Source organism: Streptomyces sp. NPDC046985 (assembly GCF_040644415.1).
GTDB lineage: Bacteria > Actinomycetota > Actinomycetes > Streptomycetales > Streptomycetaceae > Streptomyces.
On record NZ_JBEYWK010000003.1, the window covers coordinates 242,757 to 265,996 of the forward strand.

General features: G+C 73.8%; 17 protein-coding genes and 1 pseudogene. 9 read left to right on the plus strand and 9 right to left on the minus strand.

All coding sequences use genetic code 11. From position 1 onward, the window contains the following. Nucleotides 1-8: 8 nt before the first annotated feature. Nucleotides 9-2,054: a biotin carboxylase N-terminal domain-containing protein gene (locus ABZ861_RS05655; RefSeq protein WP_361624145.1), complete on the minus strand. Its 2,046-nt coding sequence runs from the start codon at nt 2,052-2,054 to the stop codon at nt 9-11. A 16-nt stretch (nt 2,055-2,070) separates the two neighbouring features. Further along, nucleotides 2,071-3,687, minus strand: a complete 1,617-nt coding sequence (locus ABZ861_RS05660) for a carboxyl transferase domain-containing protein (RefSeq protein ID WP_361624148.1) — start codon at nt 3,685-3,687, stop codon at nt 2,071-2,073. A 106-nt stretch (nt 3,688-3,793) separates the two neighbouring features. On the opposite strand from ABZ861_RS05660, the gene ABZ861_RS05665 reads away from it, so the two are divergent. From ABZ861_RS05665 to ABZ861_RS05675, 3 genes are all read left to right on the plus strand, one after another. Next, nucleotides 3,794-4,399, plus strand: a complete 606-nt coding sequence (locus ABZ861_RS05665; protein WP_361624151.1) for a TetR/AcrR family transcriptional regulator — start codon at nt 3,794-3,796, stop codon at nt 4,397-4,399. Nucleotides 4,400-4,689: 290 nt separating this feature from the next. Next, nucleotides 4,690-5,847 (plus strand): acyl-CoA dehydrogenase family protein, encoded by a 1,158-nt coding sequence (locus ABZ861_RS05670; protein WP_361624154.1) that lies wholly within the window; start codon nt 4,690-4,692, stop codon nt 5,845-5,847. A 5-nt stretch (nt 5,848-5,852) separates the two neighbouring features. Beyond that, nucleotides 5,853-6,737, plus strand: a complete 885-nt coding sequence (locus tag ABZ861_RS05675; RefSeq protein WP_361624157.1) for an acyl-CoA thioesterase II — start codon at nt 5,853-5,855, stop codon at nt 6,735-6,737. A 95-nt stretch (nt 6,738-6,832) separates the two neighbouring features. Here the strand turns inward: ABZ861_RS05675 and ABZ861_RS05680 are convergent, their stop codons facing one another. Continuing rightward, the gene (locus ABZ861_RS05680) at nt 6,833-7,627 is read right to left on the minus strand and encodes a phosphatase (RefSeq protein WP_361624160.1); all 795 of its coding nucleotides are present in this window, start codon (nt 7,625-7,627) and stop codon (nt 6,833-6,835) included. Nucleotides 7,628-8,049: 422 nt separating this feature from the next. Between ABZ861_RS05680 and ABZ861_RS05685 the strand changes: the two genes are divergently transcribed. Further along, the gene (locus ABZ861_RS05685; RefSeq protein ID WP_361624163.1) at nt 8,050-9,003 is read left to right on the plus strand and encodes a DUF2690 domain-containing protein; all 954 of its coding nucleotides are present in this window, start codon (nt 8,050-8,052) and stop codon (nt 9,001-9,003) included. A gap of 285 nt (nt 9,004-9,288) precedes the next feature. Here ABZ861_RS05685 and ABZ861_RS05690 read toward each other — a convergent pair whose 3' ends face one another. Further along, on the minus strand, nt 9,289-9,831 hold the full coding sequence (locus ABZ861_RS05690) for a DUF2690 domain-containing protein (protein WP_361624166.1): 543 nt from the start codon (nt 9,829-9,831) through the stop codon (nt 9,289-9,291). Between the two features lie 351 nt (nt 9,832-10,182). Beyond that, nucleotides 10,183-10,320, minus strand: a complete 138-nt coding sequence (locus ABZ861_RS05695; protein ID WP_361624169.1) for a hypothetical protein — start codon at nt 10,318-10,320, stop codon at nt 10,183-10,185. A 411-nt stretch (nt 10,321-10,731) separates the two neighbouring features. Here ABZ861_RS05695 and speB point away from each other — a divergent pair, with 411 nt between their 5' ends. Both speB and ABZ861_RS05705 read left to right on the plus strand, forming a co-directional pair. Continuing rightward, entirely contained in the window at nt 10,732-11,700 is a 969-nt protein-coding gene (speB, locus tag ABZ861_RS05700) for an agmatinase (protein WP_361624172.1), read from the plus strand. Between the two features lie 28 nt (nt 11,701-11,728). Continuing rightward, nucleotides 11,729-13,414: a thiamine pyrophosphate-binding protein gene (locus tag ABZ861_RS05705; RefSeq protein ID WP_361624175.1), complete on the plus strand. Its 1,686-nt coding sequence runs from the start codon at nt 11,729-11,731 to the stop codon at nt 13,412-13,414. Nucleotides 13,415-13,433: 19 nt separating this feature from the next. Here ABZ861_RS05705 and ABZ861_RS05710 read toward each other — a convergent pair whose 3' ends face one another. Then, nucleotides 13,434-13,874 (minus strand): ATP-binding protein, encoded by a 441-nt coding sequence (locus tag ABZ861_RS05710; protein ID WP_361624178.1) that lies wholly within the window; start codon nt 13,872-13,874, stop codon nt 13,434-13,436. 199 nt (nt 13,875-14,073) lie between these two features. On the opposite strand from ABZ861_RS05710, the gene ABZ861_RS05715 reads away from it, so the two are divergent. From ABZ861_RS05715 to ABZ861_RS05725, 3 genes are all read left to right on the plus strand, one after another. Beyond that, nucleotides 14,074-14,832 (plus strand): GntR family transcriptional regulator, encoded by a 759-nt coding sequence (locus tag ABZ861_RS05715; RefSeq protein ID WP_361624181.1) that lies wholly within the window; start codon nt 14,074-14,076, stop codon nt 14,830-14,832. Nucleotides 14,833-14,962: 130 nt separating this feature from the next. Beyond that, nucleotides 14,963-18,805, plus strand: coding sequence for an ABC transporter ATP-binding protein (locus tag ABZ861_RS05720; protein WP_361624184.1), 3,843 nt, complete (start codon nt 14,963-14,965; stop codon nt 18,803-18,805). A gap of 97 nt (nt 18,806-18,902) precedes the next feature. Continuing rightward, on the plus strand, nt 18,903-19,292 hold the full coding sequence (locus tag ABZ861_RS05725; protein ID WP_361624187.1) for a hypothetical protein: 390 nt from the start codon (nt 18,903-18,905) through the stop codon (nt 19,290-19,292). Nucleotides 19,293-19,465: 173 nt separating this feature from the next. On the opposite strand, the gene ABZ861_RS05730 is transcribed toward ABZ861_RS05725, so the two are convergent. The 3 genes and pseudogenes from ABZ861_RS05730 to ABZ861_RS05740 all read right to left on the minus strand — a co-directional run. Further along, complete coding sequence (locus tag ABZ861_RS05730) at nt 19,466-21,316, minus strand: glycoside hydrolase family 3 N-terminal domain-containing protein (protein ID WP_361624190.1); 1,851 nt, start codon at nt 21,314-21,316, stop codon at nt 19,466-19,468. Between the two features lie 424 nt (nt 21,317-21,740). After that, complete coding sequence (gene rbsD / locus ABZ861_RS05735) at nt 21,741-22,130, minus strand: D-ribose pyranase (RefSeq protein WP_361624193.1); 390 nt, start codon at nt 22,128-22,130, stop codon at nt 21,741-21,743. Nucleotides 22,131-22,291: 161 nt separating this feature from the next. Continuing rightward, a pseudogene (locus ABZ861_RS05740) lies at nt 22,292-23,221 on the minus strand (ribokinase); the annotation flags it as partial. Between the last annotated feature and the right edge of the window lie 19 nt (nt 23,222-23,240).

Sequence of the window (23,240 nt, forward strand, 5' to 3'; positions counted from 1 at the left end):
GTCGCCGCTCATGCCGTCACCTCCCGCGCGTCCTGAGCGCCGTGGGCCTCGGACGTGTGCTGCGCGCCCGGCGCTTCCCGCGCGTCCCTCGCCGCCGTGCCGTCCGGCGCGTCCTGCGCCTCGGCCCCGTCCTGCGGCTCGTGCGGCGCGATGACCGCCAGCACCTGGTCCATCGCGACCGCCGTGCCCGGCGCGACGTCCAGCTCGGCGACCGTGCCTGCGTGCGGGGCGGAGATGACGTGCTCCATCTTCATCGCCTCCACCACCAGCAGGCTCTGACCCGCGGCCACCTCGTCGCCGACGGCGACCTTCACCACCGTGACCGTGCCGGGCATGGGGGCGGTGAGGGAGTCGGCGCCCGCGTGGGCCGCGCGGCTCAGGGACGCGGCCACCGGGTCGTGGTCGCGCACGTGCCAGGCGTCGCCGTCGCGGCCCAGCCAGTCGCCGGCGCGATAGAAGGAGTGCCGCACGCCGTCCAGGGTGACCGCGACCGTGTCGCCGTCGACGACATGGGCGCCGCGCGCGACGTGGTGCACCGGTTCGGTCACCCGCAGCGGGAAGGCCACCGGCTTCGGCTCGCCGCCCAGCCGCCAGCCGCTGGGCGCCGAGAACGGGTCCGTCCAGCCCCCGCCCCGGGGGCGCAGCGCCTCCAGCCGCACGGCCGCCGCCGCCTCGTAGACCTCCTCCGGCACCTCGTCGGACACCAGCTCACCGGCCACCCGCTCCACCAGCCCGGTGTCCAGCTCGCCGGAGACGACGGCGGGGTGGGCCAGCAGCCGGCGCAGGAACCCGGCGTTGGTCTGCACGCCCAGGGTGACCGTCTGCGCCAGGGCCGCGCGGAGCCTGCGCAGCGCCGTGGCCCGGTCCGGGCCGTACGCGATCACCTTGGACAGCATCGGGTCGTAGAGGCTGCCGACCTCGGCGCCCTCGCTCAGCCCCGAGTCGGTGCGCACGCCGTCGCCCTGCGGCTCGCGCAGCAAAAGCACCGTGCCGCCAGAGGGCAGGAAGCCGCGCGCGGGGTCCTCGGCGCACAGCCGGGCCTCGACGGCGTGCCCGGTGAGCGCGATGTCCTCCTGGGCGAACGGCAGCGCCTCGCCCGCCGCCGCCCGAAGCTGCCACTCCACCAGGTCCAGGCCGGTGACCAGCTCGGTGACCGGGTGCTCCACCTGGAGCCGGGTGTTCATCTCCATGAAGTAGTACGACGACGGGTCGCCGCCGGGCACGATGAACTCCACGGTGCCCGCGCCCCGGTAGCCGCAGGAGCGGGCCGCCTGGACCGCCGCCTCGCCCATCGCCGCCCGGGTCGCCTCGTCCAGGAGCACGCTGGGCGCCTCCTCGACGATCTTCTGGTGGCGGCGCTGGAGGGAGCACTCGCGCTCGCCGAGGTGGATCACCCGGCCGTGGCCGTCGGCCAGGACCTGGATCTCGATGTGCCGGGGGGTGTCCACCCAGCGCTCGACCAGGAGCGTGTCGTCGCCGAAGGAGGCGCGGGCCTCGCGGCGCGCGGCGGCGATCTCCTCGGCGAGCAGCGCGGCGTCGCGGACCAGCCGCATGCCCTTGCCGCCGCCGCCCGCCGACGGCTTGAGCAGCACCGGCATGCCGATGGCGTGGGCCGCCTCGGCGAGCTGCCCGTCGCTCAGGCCCGAACCGGTGGAGCCGGGGACGACCGGCACGCCGGCCGCCCGCACGGTCTCCTTGGCGCGGATCTTGTCGCCCATGAGGGCGATGGCGTCGGCCGGGGGCCCGATGAAGACCAGCCCGGCCTTCTCGCACGCCCGCGCGAACTCGGCGTTCTCCGCGAGGAAGCCGTACCCGGGGTGGACGGCCTGGGCGCCGGTGCGCACGGCGGCCTCGATCAGCCGCTCGGCGGACAGGTAGCTCTCGGCCGCCGGGGCCGGGCCGAGCCGTACCGCGGTGTCGGCCTCCCGGACGTGCCGGGCGTCGGCGTCGGCGTCGGAGAAGACGGCGACGGAGCGCACCCCGAGGGCGCGCAAGGTGCGGATGACGCGCACGGCGATCTCGCCGCGGTTGGCCACCAGAACTGTCTCGAACATCGTCACGAGGTCCCCCTCACATCCGGAAGACGCCGAACTGGGGGTCGCCCAGCGGGGCGTTGGCGCACGCGGTCAGGGCCAGGCCGAGCACCTGGCGGGTCTCCAGCGGGTCGATCACGCCGTCGTCCCACAGCCGGGCGGTGGCGTAGTAGGCGTTGCCCTGGCGCTCGTACTGGGCGCGGACGGGGGCCTTGAAGTCCTCCTCGTCCTCCGCGGCCCACTCCTCGCCGCGCGCCTCGATCTGGTCGCGCTTGACGGTGGCGAGCACGGAGGCGGCCTGCTCGCCGCCCATCACCGAGATCTTCGCGTTGGGCCACATCCACAGGAAGCGGGGGGAGTAGGCCCGGCCGCACATCGAGTAGTTGCCCGCGCCGTAGGACCCGCCGACCACCACGGTCAGCTTGGGGACCCGGGTGCAGGCCACCGCCGTCACCATCTTGGCGCCGTGCTTGGCGATGCCCCCCGCCTCGTAGTCCCGGCCCACCATGAATCCGGAGATGTTCTGGAGGAACAGCAGCGGGATGCCGCGCTGGTCGCACAGCTCGATGAAGTGGGCGCCCTTCTGGGCGGACTCGGAGAACAGGATGCCGTTGTTCCCCACGATGCCCACCGGGTGGCCGTGGATCCGGGCGAACCCGGTGACCAGGGTCTGGCCGAACTCGGCCTTGAACTCGGCGAACCGCGAGCCGTCGACCACGCGCGCGATGATCTCGCGGACGTCGTAGGGCGTGCGGGAGTCGACCGGCACCGCGCCGTACAGCCCGTAGGGGTCGACCTTGGGCTCGACGGCCTCGGTCACCTCCCAGGGGAGCGCCCCGCGCGCGGGCAGGGTGGCGACGATGTTCCGCACGATGCGCAACGCGTGCGCGTCGTCCTCGGCGAGGTGGTCGGTGACGCCGGAGGTCCGCGCGTGCACCTCGCCGCCGCCCAGCTCCTCCGCGGTCACGACCTCGCCGGTGGCCGCCTTCACCAGCGGGGGGCCGCCCAGGAAGATGGTGCCCTGGTCGCGGACGATCACGGCCTCGTCGCTCATCGCCGGGACGTAGGCGCCGCCGGCGGTGCACGAGCCGAGCACGGCGGCGATCTGCGGGATGCCCGCGCCGGACATCCGGGCCTGGTTGTAGAAGATCCGCCCGAAGTGCTCGCGGTCGGGGAACACCTCGTCCTGGAGGGGCAGGAAGGCGCCGCCGGAGTCGACCAGGCAGAGGCAGGGCAGCCGGTTCTCCAGGGCGACTTCCTGGGCCCGCAGGTGCTTCTTCACCGTCATCGGGTAGTAGGTGCCGCCCTTGACGGTGGCGTCGTTGGCGACGATCACGCACTCGCGGCCGGAGACCCGGCCGACGCCGGCGATGACCCCGGCGGCCGGGGCCTGTCCCTCGTACATCCCCTCGGCGGCCAGCGGGGCCAGCTCCAGGAAGGGCGAGCCAGGGTCGAGCAGCGCGTCCACCCGGTCGCGCGGCAGCAGTTTGCCGCGCGCGGTGTGCCGGGCCCGCGCCTTCTCGCCGCCGCCGAGCCGGGCCGCGGCGAGTCTGCCGCGCAGCTCCTCGACGAGCGCGCGATGCGCCGACTCGTTGGCCCGCCAGGCCGCCGACGCGGGGTCGGCCGCGCTCGTCAGCTCCGGTGCCTCGTGCATCCGTGCAGTCCCCTCACCCTGTGGTCGACGTGGTCTGCGGTTAATGAGCGTTAACCCACGCCCTTCAGGTTAACGAGCGCTAACGTCCCTGTCTAGAATTGTTTTCATGGCCACCCGAACCGACGCCCCCACCCGCCGCGAGCAGATCCTCAACGAGGCCGCGCGGCTGTTCGCCGAACGCGGCTTCCACGGCGTCGGCGTCGACGAGATAGGCGCCGCGGTGGGCATCAGCGGGCCGGGCCTGTACCGGCACTTCGCGGGCAAGGACGCGATGCTCGCGGAGCTGCTGGTCGGCATCAGCGGACGGCTGCTGACCGGGGCGAAGCGGCGACTGGCGGAGGCGGACGGGCTGCCGGGCCCCGAGGCGGTCCTCGACTCGTTCATCGAGGGGCACATCGACTTCGCGCTCGACGACCGTCCCCTCATCACCTTGCACGACCGGGAGCTGGACCGCCTGCGCGACAGCGACCGCAAGCTCGTGCGCCAGTTGCAGCGACAGTACGTCGAGCTGTGGGTGGAGGTGGTCCGCGAGGTGCATCCGCACCTCGCGGAGCCGGCCGCCCGCTCGGCCGTCCACTCGGTCTTCGGCCTGCTCAACTCCACCCCCCACCTCGGCCGTCGCGGCGTCCTGCCGGGCCGCGGCGCCACGGCGGAGCTGCTGCACCGGATGGCCAGAGGCGCGTTCGCCGCGGCGGCCCCCGCGACGGACTGACGCCGACCGGACCGGGACGGCGTCCAGCGGGGCGCCGCCCGCGCCCCACCGCGCCCGCACGTCCACACCAGTACCCGCCCGCGCCTCACCGCGCCCGCGCGAGCACACCCGCGCCCGCCCGCGCCCCACCGCGCCCGAGGTGCCGCACCCGCCCCCGCGCGACCGCTCCCGCCCCCGATGCGCCGTTCGCGTGACGAGCGTTACGGCCGCCGGGCTTTACGCGTCCGCTTACTCGCCGGTACGTTGATATGAGCAAGCGCTTAGACAGCCGAGGTCGTGGAGGTGGCGGCGTGCGCCGTACGGTGTTCAACGAGGATCACGAGGCATTCCGGGAGACCCTTCGCGCCTTCATCGAGGCCGAGGTCGTGCCGGTCTACGACGCGTGGTTCGCCGCCGGTCAGGCGCCGCGGGAGTTCTACTACAAGCTCGGCGAGCTGGGCCTCTTCGGCATCAACGTCCCCGAGGAGTTCGGCGGCGCCGGCCTGGACAGCCACAAGTTCGAGGCCGTCCTGTACGAGGAGACCGCCCGCGCGGGCGTGCAGTTCGGCGGCTCCGGCGTGCACGTGCTGCTCGCCCTCCCGTACATCAAGATGCTCGCCACCGACGAGCAGAAGAAGCGCTACCTGCCGAAGTTCGTCAGCGGCGAGGAGATGTGGGCCATCGCGATGACGGAGCCCGGCACCGGCTCCGACCTCGCGGGCATGAAGTCCACCGCCAAGCTGTCGGAGGACGGCACGCACTACGTGCTCAACGGCGCCAAGACCTTCATCACCGGCGGCGTCCACGCCGACCGCGTGATCGTGTGCGCCCGCACCTCCGCGCCCAGCGCCGAGGACCGCCGGCACGGCATCTCGCTGTTCGCCGTGGACACCAAGTCCGAGGGCTACTCCGTCGGCCGCAAGCTCGACAAGCTGGGCCTGCGCACCTCCGACACCGCCGAGCTGGCCTTCGTCGACGTCAAGGTCCCCGTCGAGGACCTGCTCGGCGAGGAGAACAAGGGCTTCCGCTACCTCGGCCACAACCTGGCCTCCGAGCGCTGGGGCATCGCCTTCGGCGCCTACGCCCAGGCCAAGGCCGCCGTCCGCTTCGCCAAGCAGTACGTGCAGGACCGCACGGTCTTCGGCAAGCCGGTCGCCCACTTCCAGAACACCAAGTTCGAGCTGGCCGCCTGCCAGTCCGAGGTGGACGCCGCCGAGGCCGTCGCCGACCGGGCCACCGAGGCCCTGGACGCCGGCGAGCTGACCCCCGCCGAGGCCGCCTCCGCCAAGCTGTTCTGCACCGAGGTCGCGCACCGCGTCATCGACCGCTGCCTCCAGTTGCACGGCGGCTACGGCTACATGAACGAGTACCCGATCGCCCGCCTGTACGCCGACAACCGCGTCAACCGCATCTACGGCGGCACCAGCGAGATCATGAAGTCGATCATCGCCAAGGACATGGGTCTGTAGCACCCGTGAGCCAGGCACTCCAGTCCCTGCTCGATCTGCTCGACCTGGAGCGGATCGAGCGGGACATCTTCCGCGGGCAGTCGCGCTCCGCCGTCGTCCCGCGCGTGTTCGGCGGCCAGGTCGCCGCGCAGGCGCTGGTCGCCGCCGGGCGCACGGTGCCCGTGGACCGGCACGCGCACTCGCTGCACGCCTACTTCCTGCGTCCCGGCGACCCGGGCGCGCCCATCGTCTACACGGTGGACCGCATCCGCGACGGCCGCTCCTTCACCACCCGCCGGGTGGTCGCCGTCCAGCACGGGCAGCCGATCTTCCACCTCTCGGCGTCCTTCCAGACGGACGAGGAGGGCCTTGACCACCAGGCTCCTATGCCGTCCGCGCCGGACCCGGAGACCCTGCCCACCGGGCAGGAGCGGATGCGCTGCTACGACCACCTCGCGCCCGAGGTGGTGGAGCGGTTCCTGGAGGCCCGGGAGGCTGTGGACCTGCGCTACGTCGACGAGCCGCCGTACGGCAGGTTCGGCGAGCCGCGCGAGCCGCACTCCCAGGTGTGGTTCCGCACCAACGGCAAGCTCGACGGCGCCGTGGACCAGCCCCTGCTGCACGTGGTCCTCGCCACCTACGTCTCCGACATGACGCTGCTGGACTCGGTCCTGCTCGCGCACGGCCGGGGCGGCTGGGCGGTCGGCGACGTCGTGGGCGCCTCACTGGACCACGCCATGTGGTTCCACCGGCCGTTCCGCGCCGACGAGTGGCTGCTGTACGACCAGCAGTCCCCGTCCGCGTCCGGCGGCCGCGGTCTCGGCCAGGCCCGCATCCACACCCGGGACGGCCGGCTGGCCGTCTCGGTGATCCAGGAGGGCGTGGTCCGCGTCCCCCGCCGGGACCTGTAGCCCCGTAGACGCCTAGCCCTGTAATCCCGCTGGCCCCGCGTCGGCAACCAGCCCCCAGCCCCAGGCCGCCTGGGTCCGGCCTCCCGGCGGGGCCGTCAGGCGCTCGCGAGACCGGCCTGGTCCAGCAGGTACGCCGTCATCGGGTCGTAGTGGCGGGGGCTGATCACGTGGTCGTCCAGGGGGACCGTCACCTGGACCGTGCCCTCCGCCTCGGCCAGGAAGAGGGCCGGGTCGTTGCAGTCGGCGTAGCCGACGGAGTCCACGCCGTACTGCCCGGCGCGGCCCGCCCAGCCGTGGTCGGCGACGACCAGGTCGGGCAGCGGGCGGCCCTCCCGCTCCAGGCCGGTGAGGATCGCCCGCATCGGTTCGCCCGAGTGGGTGTGCCACAGCGTGGCGCCGTGCTCCAGGACCGCCACGTCGGCGAACTGCACTACATAGCCCTCGTCCGTCCGCAGCCCCTCCGGGATGACGACGATCTCGCAGCCCGCGGCGCCCAGCGCGGCGGCCGTGGCGCGGTGCACGTCGAGCAGGCCGCCGGGGTGGCCGGTGGCGAAGAGCACCCGCTGCCTGCCGTCGGCCGCCTTGCGCAGCCGGGCGGCCAGCCGCTCCAGGGCGGCCACGGTCAGCTCGGGGTCGATGGTGTCCTGGCCGTGGCGGTGCTCCGGGTCGTCGTGGACGCCGACCCGCTCCGCCATCACCGCGAGCACGTCCTGCTCGTCGCTCCAGCGGTCGCCGAGTTCCAGGCCGAGCCAGTAGCCGCGGTCGCCGTTGGACAGCCTGCGGTAGTGGGCGAGGTTGTTCTCGCGGGGGGTGGCGACGTCCCCGGCGATGCGGGTCCGCACGAGGTGGTCGAGGAGTTCGGCGCGGCTGGGTGTCCCGGATATCGGCATGCTGCCCATTGTGAGGCAGTGATCCGCCGCCGTCTGCGGTGTCCCGGCCGCTGGGACACGGGTCACGCCGCGTTGCGGGGCGTACGCCGCAGGCGCGGGGCGCGGCTCGCCGCGTGGGCGGACCGGTTCGGCAGGCACCTCCCTCTGTCCACCGCGCTTCTTGTCGACGCCCATATCCGAAATGGCTTCGCCCACAGGTGAGACTGTGCGAACAATGCCCCTCTCGCCTTTGCCTGCGAAGAGGAGAATAGTGGCTGGAATTCATGTTCACGGGGAGTGGTGGGAGAACGGCTGAGTAACCCCACGGCGTCAGCGGTGACCGCGGGAAGTTTTCGTGGATAATGACGCGGCAGAGGCTTTCGTGAGGGGGAGGGGTGGACGTGGGCCGAGGGATGCGTCCTTTATCGCCTGAAAGTGGGCCAGTGGCGCGTTTCGCGTGTGAATTGCGCGCTTTGCGCTCTCTGGCGGGCGATCTTCCTTTCTGGAAGATGGCGCGTCGCTGTGCGGTTTCCAAAAGCGCGCTTGCCGCGGCCGTAGCTGGCCGGAATATGCCTTCCGAAGCGGTGACCAGAGAGTTCGTGCGGGCGTGCGGGGGAGACTGGGACTACTGGCAAGAGAGGTGGGCGCACACGAAGGCGGAGGTCGTGCGGAGCGCTCACGTGCCGGGCACGGCGCTGGTCGAGCGTCGTCCCGGGCTGGTGGACGTCCTGAGCAGCCGACTTCCGGCTCGGGTGTCCGAAACTGACCGGGTGCGAGGCGGTGAGGACGCCGTGCTCGTCACGGAGGCTCTGGGGTGGCGGCGCCCCCGGTGGAGATCCGCCCTCGCACTGGCGCTCGCGGCGGCGCTCGCCGGCTTCGGCCTGTCCTGGATAGCCGATTTCCACCGCACCGATAAGGCCGTGAACGCGACCTTGCCGCCGACCGACGGCACTGACCCGCAGTTGGCCGGATGCGGAAAGGACGCGGAAAACCTGGACGTCGCGGCAGTGCGGCTTCAAGGCCCGCTCACCCTTCGCGGCCGCCGACTTCTGAAAGGAACTCGGGTCGGCACGGTGACCTTGCGTTATTCAACGCGCTGCGCGGGGGCCTGGGCCCGCTTCGACCCAGCTCCGGTGATCGACACGGACCTTCAGGACAGCAGCGCCGGGGCCACCACCGTATGGACGCGACGCCCAGCCGACAGCACTCAGGAAACCTGGACGATGGGACACGTCGACCAGTCGTACTCCGGGTTTCTGCTGGCCGGTCTCGGCTGCGTCGTCGCCGGTGCGCGCTTCGAGGCGACCAACGAGAGCATGTCCGCCGAAGGACAGACCCCTTGCCTGCCCATCCTCTCCACCGACCGCCGCTCGTCCCCGCCCCCACCGGCGCGGTGAGCCGGGCGCGGCCGGAAGCTCGGCAGGCGTCCGTCGCCTTGGGCGGGCCGACGCCTGTCTTTCGCGGGACCGTGTGGAGTTCGAGGTCGGCCGGGCAGTCGTTCGACGACTCGATGCCTCGCATCGTGTGTCGGTTCACGCCCTGCCTCGCCGTACGGGCCCCTGCACGGCGCCGATGACGCTGGTGCAGGGGCCCTGAGTCCTGATCCGAGCCGTGCGGCAGCGCACAGGGCCGGCCTCGTGACCGTACGGCGGCCCCTCATGTTGTGGATCGCGGGCGGGTTCCTACTGGTTGGCCTGGATCTGCTTGAGGAAGTGGTGCGAGCGGTCCCAGACGCTGAGGAGCGCCCAGGTGTAGTGGTGGCCGTCGACCATGTCCGTCCACGCCGGCCATCCGGTCGCGCCGTAGTACTCGGTCCCGTTGCATTCCTCCCAACTGCTCCCGGTGTTGCTCGGGCCAGGGAAGCAGGACTTCTGCAGCGCCGAGGCGTTCGGCTGGTTGCTGCTCATGGCGAAGATCGAGTGGTCCTCGCCCCAGCCGGCCTGCTGCGCCGCCGAGTTCTCGACGGCTTCCGCCCAGTTGCTGTTGCAGGTGCTGGAGTACCGGTTGTACAGCGTGACGGTCGCGGCGCCGCTGGTGTAGGTGGCGGTCGTCGTGGACGTCACGGGGCAGCCGTACGTGTACGGGTCGTGGCCCACGCAACTGCCTCCGTTGCAGCCCGCAACGGCGGCCGAGGCTTGGCTGGCGCCGCTGAACAGGCCGAAGCCGGTGGTCAGCAGCATGAGACTCGCCGCAGTCAGGGCTGCGGCGTGGCGGTTCCTGGGCATGGCGTCTCCTTGTCCGAGGACGATGTCGCTTTACCGGTGGAGCGGGCGTCGCAGCGACGGCGATGCGTCCTCCGAATGCTGCGAAGGGGCTACCGCGCCTTGGCCGTCGTCCCGATTGCCGGTGAGCACGTCAGTTTTTAGGCGCGGCATTGTCCAGGGCCAAGGCTTGTGGACAATCGGAGGAACGTGATTGTCCACGGCGGCGGGGTGGGCCGACGCATGCGGCCACTCGCCCCCGCGGGCACGGCGGAGCAGTCGGCTGAACAGGCATCCTGTGCCCCGGCCTTCGCGCCGCCCGGTGTCCGGGCCCCGCCCTCGCGCGGGGAGACGACCTCGCCGGGGCCGCGGCGGTCAGCTACGCCGCAGTGCGAACCACAGCTTCCTGCGCACGTCCGGGGCGTCCAGGTCCTCCCGGGCCAGCAGGGCCGACAGCGGCACGGGCGGGGTGGGCGGCGGCGCGAGGGGCGCCGGGGTCCGGGCGTCCGGCATGGTGTGCGTTTCTTCCCTTCCCGGCGCGCTCGAATGGACGAAACGTACAGTTCGCAGTCGCTCTCCGACCACATAAGGTCGGTCGGGTCCGGACCGGCGGCCGCGGGACGGGCGGACGTCCCCGTCCGCCGCAGCCGCGGGTACGGGCAGACGGCCCCGCGCGCCGCAAGCCGTGGGTACGGGCGGACGTCCCCGCGCGCCGCAGCCGCGTCCCGCTCACTGGCAGGCACGCGGCCCGCGGCGCCGTCCCCCGGCGACCCGGCCCGCCGACGAGGGCCGTCCTCGCCGTCCGGAGGGAACGCCCCGCCGGGCGCGGCGCCGAACTCGTGTCCGAACCGGTCCCGGCGCACCAGTAGAGTCGGTCGGAAAGCAGTACACGCGCGACGAAGCGTGAGAAAGAAGGCATCGCCCATGAGCACCAACGAGACGCCCCGCGGCCCCGTCGACTCCTCCCGCATCCCGCGGTACGCCGGCCCCGCGACCTTCGCCCGGCTGCCCCGCCTCGACGAGGTCGGGACCGCCGACGTCGCCGTGGTGGGCGTGCCGTTCGACTCGGGCGTCTCCTACCGGCCCGGCGCCCGCTTCGGCGGCAACGCCATCCGCGAGGCGTCCCGGCTGCTGCGCCCCTACAACCCGGCGCAGGACGCCTCCCCGTTCGCCCTGGCCCAGGTCGCCGACGGCGGCGACATCGCGGTGAACCCGTTCGACATCAACGAGGCCGTCGAGACGATCGAGGCCGCCGCCGACGACCTGCTCGGAACCGGCGCCCGCCTGATGACCCTCGGCGGCGACCACACCATCGCGCTGCCGCTGCTGCGCTCGGTCGCCAAGAAGCACGGCCCGGTCGCCCTGCTGCACTTCGACGCCCACCTCGACACCTGGGACACCTACTTCGGTGCCGAGTACACCCACGGCACCCCGTTCCGGCGCGCGGTGGAGGAGGGCCTCCTCGACACCTCCGCGCTCTCCCACGTCGGCACCCGCGGCCCGCTGTACGGCAGGCAGGACCTCACCGACGACGAGAAGATGGGCTTCGGCATCGTCACCTCCGCCGACGTCTACCGCCGCGGCGCCGACGAGGTCGCCGACCAGCTCCGCCAGCGCGTCGGCGACCGTCCGCTCTACGTCTCCATCGACATCGACTGCCTCGACCCGGCGCACGCGCCCGGCACCGGCACCCCGGAGGCGGGCGGCATGACCTCCCGCGAGCTGCTGGAGATCCTGCGCGGCCTCGCCTCCTGCAACCTGGTCTCGGCCGACGTCGTCGAGGTGGCCCCCGCCTACGACCACGCGGAGATCACGTCGGTGGCCGCCTCCCACACGGCGTACGAGCTGACGACCCTCATGAGCCGCCAGATCGCGGCGGCCCGCACCGCCTGACCGCGCGACCCCAGGGAGACTGAGCCCCGTGACGCACGACCACGACCTTGTGCTCCGCCCGACGCCCGCGCAGACGGAGGCCGCCCTCCATCCTCCCGCCGGCCGCACCGGCGGAGACCTGGTCGTGGAGACCCTGGCCGGGCTCGGCGCGACGACCGTCTTCGGGCTGCCCGGCCAGCACGCGCTCGGCGTGTTCGACGCCCTGCGCCGCTCCGGCCTGCGCTACGTCGGCCTGCGCGTGGAGAACAACGCGGGCTTCGCGGCGGACGCCTACGGCCGGATCACCGGCGAGGCGGCGCCCCTGCTGCTGTCCACCGGTCCCGGGGCGCTCACCTCGCTGGCCGCGCTCCAGGAGGCGGCGGCCGCCTCGGCGCCGGTCGTGGCGATCGGCAGCCAGGTCCCGGCGGCCGGGCTCGGCGGCGGACGCCACGGCTACCTGCACGAACTGCCCGACCAGGCGGCCTCCTTCCGCGGCGTGGTGAAGTCCGTGCACACGGTCCGCACCCCGTCCCAGATCCCGTCCGCCCTCGTGGCGGCCTGGAAGTCGGCGCTCACCGCCCCGCACGGCCCGGTGTGGGTGGAGATCCCGCAGGACGTCCTGCTCGCCGAGACCAGCCTTCCGCAGGTCACGGCGGTGGACGCCACCCCGGACGAGCTGGTCCCGCGCCCCGAGCTGACCGCCGTGGCCGCCGACCTGCTGGCGCGCGCCGAGCGCCCGGCGATCATCGCGGGCGGCGGCGTGGTCCGCGCCGACGCCTCGGGCAAGCTGAGGGCGCTGGCCGAGCGGCTGAACGCTCCCGTCGTCACCACCTTCGGCGGCAAGGGCGCCTTCCCCTGGGAGCACCCGCTGTCCCTCCAGTCCTGGCTGGAGGACCGCCACACCACCGACTTCCTGGAGGACGCCGACGTCCTGCTGGTCGTCGGCTCGGGCCTGGGCGAACTCTCCTCCAACTACCACACGTTCGCCCCGCGCGGCCGGGTGATCCAGATCGAGGCCGACCTCGGCAAGCTGGAGTCCAACCACCCGGCCCTCGGCATCCACGCCGACGCCCGCCTCGCCCTCCAGGCGCTGCGGGAGACGGCGCCCGAGCGCGCGGACGCCACCGCGCCCGAGCGGGTGCGCGCCGTGCTCGCCCGGGTCCGCGAACGGATCGCCGCCCAGGACCTCACCCTGGAGCAGGACGTGCTGGCGGCCGTGCGCCGCGCCCTGCCCGCCGGCGCCCCCTCCTTCTGGGACATGACGATCCTCGCCTACTGGGCCTGGTCGGCCTTCGACCCCAAGGGCGCGAACACCATGCACTCCGCCCAGGGCGCGGGCGGCCTCGGCTACGCCTTCCCGGCCGCTCTGGGCGCGGCGGCGGCGGACCCCACCCGCCCGGTCCTGGCCGTCTCCGGCGACGGCGGCGCCCTGTACTCGATCGCCGAACTGGCCACCGCCCGCCAGCACGACCTGCACGTCACCTGGCTGATCGTCGACGACGGCGGCTACGGCATCCTCCGCGAGTACATGACCGAAGCCTTCGGCCAGCCCACGGCCACCGACCTCACCCGCCCCGACTTCGCCGCCCTGGCCGCCTCCTTCGGCGTCCCCGGCGCCCACACGACCCCGCAAACCCTGCAATCCGACCTGACCAAGGCCCTCACCACCCCGGGCCCGTCAGTCATCGTCCTCCCGGCGGTCCTCCGCATGTTCGCCCCGACGCACACCGGCTGAGGCGACAGCCGACTGAAGCTCACCGGGGCAGTCGCAGCTCGGCCCACGTCGCCTTGCCGATGCCGTTGCGGCGGGGACAGCACCCCCACCGCAGGGCGAGTGCCTGAACGAGGGCGAGACCGCGCCCGTGCTCGTCCTCGGCGGTCGGCTCCCTCAACTCGGGCCGAGCGGCGTTCGCGTCGGATACCTCCACCCGCAGCAGCCCGTCGTACCGGGCGATACGCACCCCGATCTCGCGCCCGGCGGGCACCCGCGCATGCAGCAGCGAGTTGGTGACCAGCTCGGAGATGAGCAGTTCGGCCACAAGCGACACGTCGCATCCGATGCCCCACTCCACGAGCTGGTGGCGAAGGAGCGCGCGGGCGCGCTGCGGGCTGCGCGAGCTGCGCGGTAACTGGCACTGGATTTCTGCCGGCTCCCGGCCCGAGGCGTCCGGTGAGGGTGCGGAGTACGGGGTCACAGTTGCCTCCAGCGCGAGTCAGCGGGGGATGATGCAGCCACATCTCTAGAGATGTGGCACTGAGTAAAGCAGCTCAGGCCGATCTCCGTGTGCATCTCTAGAGATGTGAGCGGAATCGCTCGGATCGAGTCGTTGTACGGCTGTAGGGCGTGACCCGCGGCGCCTAGGATGCCGGGAGATGATCAGAGGAGAGGCGCGGATGAGCAGCCGGGAGTCGGGGCGTCAGCCCAAGTACCAGCGCATCGCGGCTGAGCTGCGGACGGCCGTCGAAGCGGGCGCGTACGGGCCGGGTGAGCGGCTTCCCGGGGAGAACGACCTGATGGCGGCGTACGGCGTCGCGCGGATGACGGCCCGGCAGGCGCTCGGCGTGCTCCAGGCCGAGGGCATCGTGGAGGCCCGCAAGGGCGCCGGGGTCTTCGTGCGGGACTTCCGGCCCGTCCGGCGGCGCGGCGCCGAGCGTCTCGCGCACGCGCGGTGGGGCGCGGGCCGGTCGGTCTGGGAGGCCGACGTCGCGGGCCGCGAACTCGTCGTCGACTCGGTCGAGGTCAGCGTCGAGGCGCCGACGGCCGTGGTGGCGGGCGTCCTGGACCTGGCCGAGGGCGACCGGGTCTGCGTCCGCCGGCGCCGCTACACCCTCGACGGCAAGCCGGTCCTCCTGGCCGCGTCGCATCTGCCCGCGGACCTTGTCGCCGGTACGCCGATCACCCGGCCGGACACCGGGCCCGGCGGCGTGTACGCCCGGCTGGCGGACCTGGGCCGCAGACCGGTGCGCTTCCGTGAGGAGATCCGTTCCCGCATGCCCGCCGAGGACGAGGCCGGGCGGCTGGAGCTGCCGCCGGGCGTGCCGGTGGTGCTGATCGCCCGTACCGCCTTCGACGCCGACGGCGCCGCCGTCGAGGTAAACGAGATGGTGCTCGACTCGTCGGCGTACGTGCTGGAGTACGACTTCGAGGCCTGAGACGCCGCGTCCCCGAGGCATCGCGTCGCGTCCCCGCGCGAGTGCGCGGTGAGGAAACCCGCGGGGATGAAAACCGCCGTCCCCCGCGTTGCTCACTTGCGGGAGATCAGGACGTCAGGGAGGCATCAAGGTGGCAGTGCGGGCGGCGGAGGCACCAGGGTGGGCGCGCAGACTCGCCGGGTACGCGTGGCGTCATCCCAGGGACGTGGTCCTCGCGCTCGGCGCCTCGCTCGCCGGGATGGGCGTCATGGCCGTGGTCCCGCTGATCACGAAGGTGGTCATCGACGACGTGATCGGCGACCGCAGCCGCACCATGGCGCCCTGGGCGGGCGCCCTGATCGGCGCCGCGCTCGTCGTTTACGCGCTGACCTTCGTCCGCCGCTACTACGGCGGCCGCCTCGCCCTGGACGTGCAGCACGACCTGCGCACGGAGATGTACGAGACGATCACCCGGCTCGACGGGCGACGGCAGGACGAGCTGTCCACCGGGCAGGTCGTCGGGCGGGCCACCAGCGACCTCCAGCTCATCCAGGGCCTGCTGTTCATGCTGCCGATGACCATCGGCAACGTGCTGCTCTTCCTGATCTCCCTGGCGATCATGGCCTGGCTGTCGCCGCCGCTGACCCTGGTCGCGCTCGCCGTGGCGCCCGCCCTGTGGTTCATCGCCAAGCGCAGCCGCACCCGGCTGCACCCGGCCACCTGGTACGCGCAGGCGCAGGCCGCCGCCGTCGCCGGGGTGGTGGACGGCGCGGTCAGCGGCGTCCGGGTGGTGAAGGGCTTCGGGCAGGAGGACCAGGAGACCGCGCGGCTGCGGTCGGTCGGCCGCAGGCTGTTCGCCGGGCGGCTGCGGACCATCCGGCTGAACGCGAGGTACACCCCGGCCCTCCAGGCCGTGCCCGCCCTCGGCCAGGTCGCCATGCTGGCGCTCGGCGGCTGGCTGGCCGTGCGCGGGCACATCACGCTCGGCACGTTCGTGGCGTTCTCCACCTACCTGGCCCAGCTCGTCGGCCCGGTCCGGATGCTCGCCGTGGTGCTCACCGTCGGACAGCAGGCACGGGCGGGCGCCGAACGCGTCCTGGAGCTGATCGACACCGAGCCCACCTTCACCGAGGGGACCAGGGAGCTGCCGGCGGACGCGCCCGCGACCGTCGAGTTCGACGACGTCTCCTTCGGCTACGCCGACGGGCGCCCCGTCCTGGACGGCCTGTCCTTCGAGATCCGCCCCGGCGAGACCCTGGCCGTCGTCGGCGCCTCCGGCTCCGGCAAGTCCACGATCTCCCTGCTGCTGCCGCGCTTCTACGACGTCGCCCGCGGCGCCGTCCTCGTCGGCGGGCACGACGTGCGCGAGCTGACCCTGGACTCGCTGCGCGCCGCGATCGGCCTGGTGCCCGAGGACTCCTTCCTGTTCTCCGACACCGTCCGCGCCAACATCGCCTACGGCCGCCCCGGCGCCACCGCCGAGGAGATCGAGGCCGCGGCCCGCGCCGCCCAGGCCGACCGCTTCATCCGCGAGCTGCCCGACGGCTACGACACCACGGTCGGCGAACAGGGCCTGACCCTCTCCGGCGGCCAGCGTCAGCGCGTCGCCCTCGCCCGCGCGATCCTCACCGACCCGCGCCTGCTCGTCCTGGACGACGCCACCTCCGCCGTGGACGCGCGGGTCGAGCACGAGATCCACGAGGCGCTGCGACAGGTCATGCGCAGCCGCACCGGCAGCCCCGCGCCGGACGGCAGCCGCTCGCCGGACGGCAGCCCCGCGACCGCCGCCGACGCGCGCACCACGCTGCTGATCGCCCACCGCCGCTCCACCCTCGGCCTGGCCGACCGCATCGCCGTCCTCGACCACGGCCGCCTCGCCGACATCGGCACGCACGACGAGCTGCAAGAGCGCTGCGCCCTCTACCGCGCCCTGCTCACCGACCCCGACGAGCTGGGCGGCGTCTCCCCGGGCCACACGCCGCCCGCCGCGCCCCCGGAGGACACCTCCGTCCAGGACGAGCTGGACGCGGAGTTCTGCGCCGAGCGCGGGGTGACCCCGCGGCTGTGGAGCGGCGACCGCGCGCCGAAGGACTACGCCCTGTCCGGGTCCCCCGCCACCCCGCAGCTCCTCGCCCAGGTCGAGGCGCTGCCGCCCGCCGACGACGCCCCCGGCGTCGACGAGGAGCGGGCCGTGCGGGCCGAGGACTCCTACGGCCTGCGCCGTCTCCTGGCCGGTTTCGGGCTTCCCCTGCTGGTCAGCCTGCTGCTCGTCGCCGTGGACGCCGGGATGGGCCTGCTGCTGCCCGTGCTGATCCGGCACGGCATCGACCAGGGCGTCACCCGCGCGGCCCTGGGCGCCGTCTGGGCGGCCGCCCTGCTCGGCCTGGTCGCCGTGATCGCGCAGTGGGCGGCGCAGATCGGCGAGACCCGGATGACCGGACGCACCGGCGAGCGGGTCCTGTACACGCTGCGCCTGAAGATCTTCGCCCAGCTCCAGCGGCTCGGCCTCGACTACTACGAGCGCGAGCTGACCGGCCGGATCATGACCCGGATGACCACGGACGTGGACGCGCTGTCGACGTTCCTCCAGACCGGCCTGGTCACCGCGTTCGTCTCCGTCGTCACCTTCTTCGGCATCATGGTCGCGCTGCTGATCATCGACGTCGGACTGGCCCTGGTCGTCTTCGCCACGCTGCCGCCGCTGGTCGTGGCCACCTTCTTCTTCCGCCGGGCCAGCGTCAAGGCGTACCAGGCGGCCCGCGAGCGGGTGTCGGCGGTCAACGCCGACCTCCAGGAGTCGGTGGCCGGGCTGCGCATCGTGCAGGCGTTCCGGCGCGAGCGGGACGGCGGCCGGCGGTTCGCCGAGCGCAGCGACTCCTACCGCCGGGCCCGCGTCCGGGGCCAGTGGCTGATCTCGGTGTACTTCCCCTTCGTGCAGTTCCTGTCGTCCGTCGCGTCGGCCTCGGTGCTGATCGCGGGCGCGGGCCGGATCGAGGCGGCCACCCTGACCACGGGCGCCCTGGTGGCGTACCTGCTCTACATCGACCTGTTCTTCGCCCCCGTGCAGCAGCTCTCCCAGGTGTTCGACGGCTACCAGCAGGCCACCGTCTCCCTCGGCCGCATCCAGGAACTGCTCACGGAGCTGGCCTCCACCCGCCAGGCGGCCGAGCCCCGCGCGGTGGGCGCCCTGCGCGGCGAGGTCGCCTTCGAGGACGTGCACTTCGCCTACGGCGCCGCCGAAGGGCCCGCCGACGGGGCCGACGGCGAGAGGGCCGCGGCGGAGGCGGCGCTGTCCGGCGTCGACCTGCGCATCCCCGCCGGACAGACCGTCGCCTTCGTCGGCGAGACCGGCGCGGGCAAGTCCACGCTGGTCAAGATGGTGGCCCGGTTCTACGACCCGACGGCCGGCCGGGTCACCGTCGACGGCACGGACCTGCGCGAGCTGGACCTCACCGCCTACCGGCACCGGCTCGGCGTGGTGCCCCAGGAGGCGTACCTCTTCCCGGGCACCGTGCGCGACGCCATCGCCTACGGGCGCCCCGACGCCACCGACGCGGAGGTGGAGGCGGCGGCCCGGTCGGTCGGCGCGCACGAGATGATCGCCACCCTGGACGGCGGCTACCTGCACGAGGTCGACGAGCGCGGCCGGAACCTGTCGGCCGGGCAGCGCCAGCTCATCGCCCTGGCCCGCGCCGAACTCGTCGACCCGGACGTCCTGCTGCTCGACGAGGCGACGGCCGCCCTGGACCTGGCCACCGAGGCCCGGGTCACCCGGGCCGCCGAACGGCTCTCGGGCCGGCGCACCACGCTGGTGGTCGCCCACCGGCTGACCACGGCCGCCCGCGCGGACCGAGTGGTGGTGATGGACCGCGGCCGGGTCGTCGAGGACGGCACGCACGAGCAGTTGCTGGCCCGCGACGGGCGGTACGCCGCGCTGTGGCGGACCTTCGTGGGCGCCGCCGAGCCGGAGGAGCCGGTCGGCGCGGCCCGCTGAACCGAGCCGGCGCAACCATCGCACGGGCGTGCGGCGTCCGTACACGCGTACCTGCGCGACGCGGGTGCGGTGTGCTCGACGTACGGGGAGGACGACCGTGAATCGTGGTGAGGCGCGCCGGAGGACGGCGCTGGGCGCGGCCGTCCTGATCAGCTCGGCGGCGGTGGCGCTGGCGCTGCCCGGCACGGCGCAGGCGGCCGGCTCCGCCTGCCCCGGACGCGAGGTGCGCAAGCAGCCCTTCGCCACCGGAGCGGTGCACGTCTACCGGCAGGGCGACTACGTCTGCGCGGTCACCACCCCCGACCATCCCGGCCGCAAGCAGCCGATGTCGGTGTCCGTGCAGGCCCGCGGCAGCCGCCCGGTCACCGACAAGGGCAGCTACTCCTATCTCGCGGGCCCGGTGACCGTGCACGCCGGCCACCGCTGCGTCCGGGTCAGCGCGTCGGTGGGCGCGGGCTCGTTCCACGGCGGCTGGATCCTGTGCTGAGCACGGTCACAGCGCTGAGCCGCGCCTGAGCCGTCGGCCGCCCTGGTCCGCGGCGCCGGGCGTTCCGCGCGCCTGCCGCGCACCCGGCGGGGCCGTGCCCGGAGGACGCAGCACGTCCTGCGTCCTGCGGACACGAGCCCACCGGGTCACGACCGCCCGCACCGCGCCCTGGGTCAGTACGTGAGCCCGTACCCGATCGGGTACAGAGTCCGCGCCGGGGCGTCCGCCCGTTGCACCGGCACCGGCAGCTTCCCGCGCGGCCGCACCCGGCCGCCGATCACGCGGGCGGCGGCGCGCACCTCCACGTCCGTCCAGGAGTAGGCCGCCAGGAAGGCGGAGACGGAGGGGAGCTGGGCGACGTCGTAGGGGTTGCGGACGGCGAGCGCGACCACCGGCCGCCCGGTCGCCGTCAGCCGCTGGGCCAGGGTCTGCTGCGCGCTGCCCGCCGCCACGTTGTACGTCGCGACCACCACCGCGTCCGCCTCCCGCGCCGCCGCGACCGCCGCGTCGATCGCCGCGTCGGACGGGGCCGTGCCGGTCGGCAGGGCCGTGGCGGAGAAGCCCAGCTCGGCGAGGGCGGCGGCGAGCACGCCGGTGGGCGGCCCGGTGGTGCCCGAGGGCGAGGCGGGATCGGCGCCGACGACGAGCAGCCTGCGGTGCCGGCGCCGGGACAGCGGCAGCAGCTGGCCCTCGTTGACCAGCAGCGTGGTGGTGCGCTCGGCGATGCGGTCGGCCGCCGCGAGGTGCGCTCGGGCGCCGACGGTGCGGGCGACGCCCGCGTGCGTGACGTAGGGCCCGTCGAACAGGCCGAGCCGCGCCTTCAGCCGCAGGATGCGCAGGACCGACGCGTCCAGCCGAGCCTCGGTCAGCTCGCCGCCGCGCACGGCCGCCAGCACCGCGTTCCAGGCGACGTCCAGCGACGGCGGGTTGAGGAGCTGGTCCACGCCCGCCTTCAGGGCGAGCACCGGCACCCGGTCGTCGCCGTACTTGGTGCGCACCCCCTCCATGCCGAGGGAATCGGTGATCACGACGCCGTCGTAGCCCAGTTCGCCGCGCAGGATGCCGGTCACGATGGGCTGCGAGAGGGTGGCCGGGTCGCCGGAGGCGTCGAGAGCCGGGAACTGGATGTGCGCCGTCATGATCGAGTCGATGCCGGCCCGGATCGCGGCCCGGAACGGGACCGCGTCCAGCGTCTCCCACTGCTCGCGGCTGTGCGTGATGACCGGGAAGCCGTAGTGGCTGTCGACGGCGGTGTCGCCGTGCCCGGGGAAGTGCTTCGCGGTCGCCGCGACCCGGGAGTCCTGATACCCCCTCGCCTCGGCGGCCGCCAGCCTCGCCACGGCGGCGGGGTCGGCGCCGAAGGACCGTACGCCGATGACCGGGTTGGCGGGGTTGACGTTGACGTCGGCGTCGGGGGAGTAGTCCTGGTTGACGCCCATCGCGCGCAACTCGGCGCCGGAGAGGCGGCCGAGCGTGCGGGCGTCCTCGGCCGACCCGCCGGCGCCGATCGCCATGGCGCCGGGGAAGAGGGTCGCGGGCTTGCCGATGCGGCAGACGGCGCCGTGCTCCTGGTCGGTGGCCACCAGGACGGGCAGGCCGCGGGACTGCTGGAGGGAGGCGCGCTGGATGCCGTTGGAGAGGTCGGCGATCTGCTGCGGGTCGTGGGTGTTGTGCGCCCAGGCGAAGTAAATGATGCCGCCTACGCGGTACTTGGCGACCAGTTCGGCGGCCGTGCGGACGCCGATCTCCTTGAGGTTGGCGTCTACGTCGGCCTGGTCCGGGTCGGTGGCCGAGGCGCCGTAGACCCGCATCACGAAGAGCTGGCCGACCTTCTCCTCCAGCGTCATCCGCGCGATGAGGGCGCGCAGCCTCCGGTCCTCGTGGGAGGCGGCGGCGTGCGCGGCGCCGGCGCCCGGGACCGCGAGGGCGGCGCTGAGGCCGGCGGTGGCGGCGAGGACGCCGCGTCGGGAGGGACGTGCGGTGTTTCCCGTGCCGTCCGTGCTGTCCGTGCTGACGTCGTGCACGTGCGCTCCTTCCGGAGGAGTTGCGCTGCGAGGTAGCTGAAGGAAACTTCCGAAGGGTCACCAATATCCGGGAAGTTTCTGCCAGTCAAGAGCGCGCGCAGCGCGTGGCGCGGGCGGGGTGTGGGCGCGGAGGGGGCGGCCGTGGGCGCGGAGTGGGCGGACGTGGGCGCCGGGCTTCGGGCGCCGGAAGAACCGCCGCGGAAACAGCGCAACCCTTTCCGCGTGACCGGTGTCGTAACTGACGTCGGAACCCACGGGGGACCCGGGGGGGGGATCAGGGGGTTCCGGCGCAGGAGGGGAAGGGCCGAGGGGGCCCGGCCGACGGCCGAGCCCCCTCGAAGCTGTCCGGACCGCGCCGGAAGCGCCGCGCCGGAAGAATCGCGGCAGAAGCGCCGCGCGAGTGACCCGCGTCAAAGGACCCGCGTCAGAAGAACACCCCGCATCGCAGCAGTACGTTGGCGTACGGGCGGGCCTCCCCGGTCCGCACGACCAGGCGGGCGCGGGCGGAGCGCTCCTTGAGCCGTTCGTGCGGGATCAGGGTCAGCCCCGGGAGGCGGTTCTCCAGCAGGGCGGCCGCGGCCGGGTTGGCGCCCCGGATCTCCGCCGCCGCCGTCGCGCCCTCCACCACCAGCTCGGCCAGCAGGCCGTCCAGCACCTCGGCGAAGGACGGCACCCCGGCCCGGAACGCCAGGTCCACGACGTCCGGACCGGCCGGTATCGGCATGCCCGCGTCGCACACCAGCACCTCGTCGGTGTGGCCCAGTTCGGCCAGCGCGCCGCTGAGGCGGCGGTTGAGAATCCCCGCCTTCTTCACCGCGCGGCGCCCCGCCCCGACGTGGCGCCCCGCCCCGACGTGGCGCCCCGCCCCGACGTGGCGTCCTGCCCCAACGGGGTGCCCGGCCCCGACGCGCCGTCTTCCCGGGCGCCGTCTTCCGGGGCTTCGCCCTCCCGGGCTTCGTCCTCCTGAGCGCCGCCCAGCGCCTCGGCCTCCGCCGCCGTGGGGAAGGACTCCTGCGCGCCCCGGCGGGTGACCGCGACCGCGCCGACCCGGGCCGCGTAGGCCGCCGCCTGACGCAGGGACGCGCCCGCGCCGAGCCGCCAGGCCAGCGCCGCGGTGAACGCGTCGCCCGCGCCGGTGGTGTCCACGGCGGCCGCCTTCACGGCCGGCACCCGGGCCACGCCGTCGGCCGACGCCACGAGCGCGCCCTCGGCGCCCAGGGTGACGACCACCGAGCGCGGGCCGAGCGCCAGCAGCGCCCGCGCCCAGTCCTCCGGATCGGCCCCGGCGCCGTCGGCCCCCTCGGCATCGCCGGCCCTCTCGGCGCCGTCGAGGATCACCTTCGCCTCGTGCTCGTTGACGATCAGCGGGTCGCAGGCCGCCAGCAGCTCCGGCGGCAGCGGACGCGGCGGCGAGGGGTTCAGCACGAACCGGCTCCCCGGCGCGAGGTTCCGCGCCGCCTCCACGACCGTCTCCAACGGGATCTCCAACTGCGCGGAGACCGCGCGGGCGGACGCGAGCAGTCCGGCCGCCTCCCGCACATCGGCCGGAGTGAGCCGTCCGTTGGCGCCGGGCGAGACCACGATGCTGTTGTCGCCGGACGGGTCGACGGTGATCAGCGCGACCCCGGTCGGAGCGCCCCCGGCCAGCACGCCCGCCGTGTCCACCCCGGCCGCCGCCAGCGAGTCCAGCAGCAGCCTGCCGTGCGCGTCGTCGCCGACCCGCGCCAGCAGGGCCGTCCGGGCGCCGAGGCGGGCGGCGGCCACCGCCTGGTTGGCGCCCTTGCCGCCGGAGTGGACGGCCAGGTCGCCGCCGAGCACCGTCTCCCCGGCCCCCGGCCGCCGCTCCACGCCGATCACCAGGTCGGCGTTGGCCGAACCCACGACCAGCAGGTCGTAGTCGTACATGCGAAGTGTCTCCTTCCGC

Bases quoted from the DNA above. Each gene is read 5' to 3' on its own strand.
- ABZ861_RS05655 (WP_361624145.1), bottom strand. From the start codon at position 2,054: ATGTTCGAGACAGTTCTGGTGGCCAACCGCGGCGAGATCGCCGTGCGC.
- ABZ861_RS05660 (WP_361624148.1), bottom strand. From the start codon at position 3,687: ATGCACGAGGCACCGGAGCTGACGAGCGCGGCCGACCCCGCGTCGGCG.
- ABZ861_RS05665 (WP_361624151.1), top strand. From the start codon at position 3,794: ATGGCCACCCGAACCGACGCCCCCACCCGCCGCGAGCAGATCCTCAAC.
- ABZ861_RS05680 (WP_361624160.1), bottom strand. From the start codon at position 7,627: ATGCCGATATCCGGGACACCCAGCCGCGCCGAACTCCTCGACCACCTC.
- ABZ861_RS05690 (WP_361624166.1), bottom strand. From the start codon at position 9,831: ATGCCCAGGAACCGCCACGCCGCAGCCCTGACTGCGGCGAGTCTCATG.
- ABZ861_RS05695 (WP_361624169.1), bottom strand. From the start codon at position 10,320: ATGCCGGACGCCCGGACCCCGGCGCCCCTCGCGCCGCCGCCCACCCCG.
- speB (WP_361624172.1), top strand. From the start codon at position 10,732: ATGAGCACCAACGAGACGCCCCGCGGCCCCGTCGACTCCTCCCGCATC.
- ABZ861_RS05715 (WP_361624181.1), top strand. From the start codon at position 14,074: ATGAGCAGCCGGGAGTCGGGGCGTCAGCCCAAGTACCAGCGCATCGCG.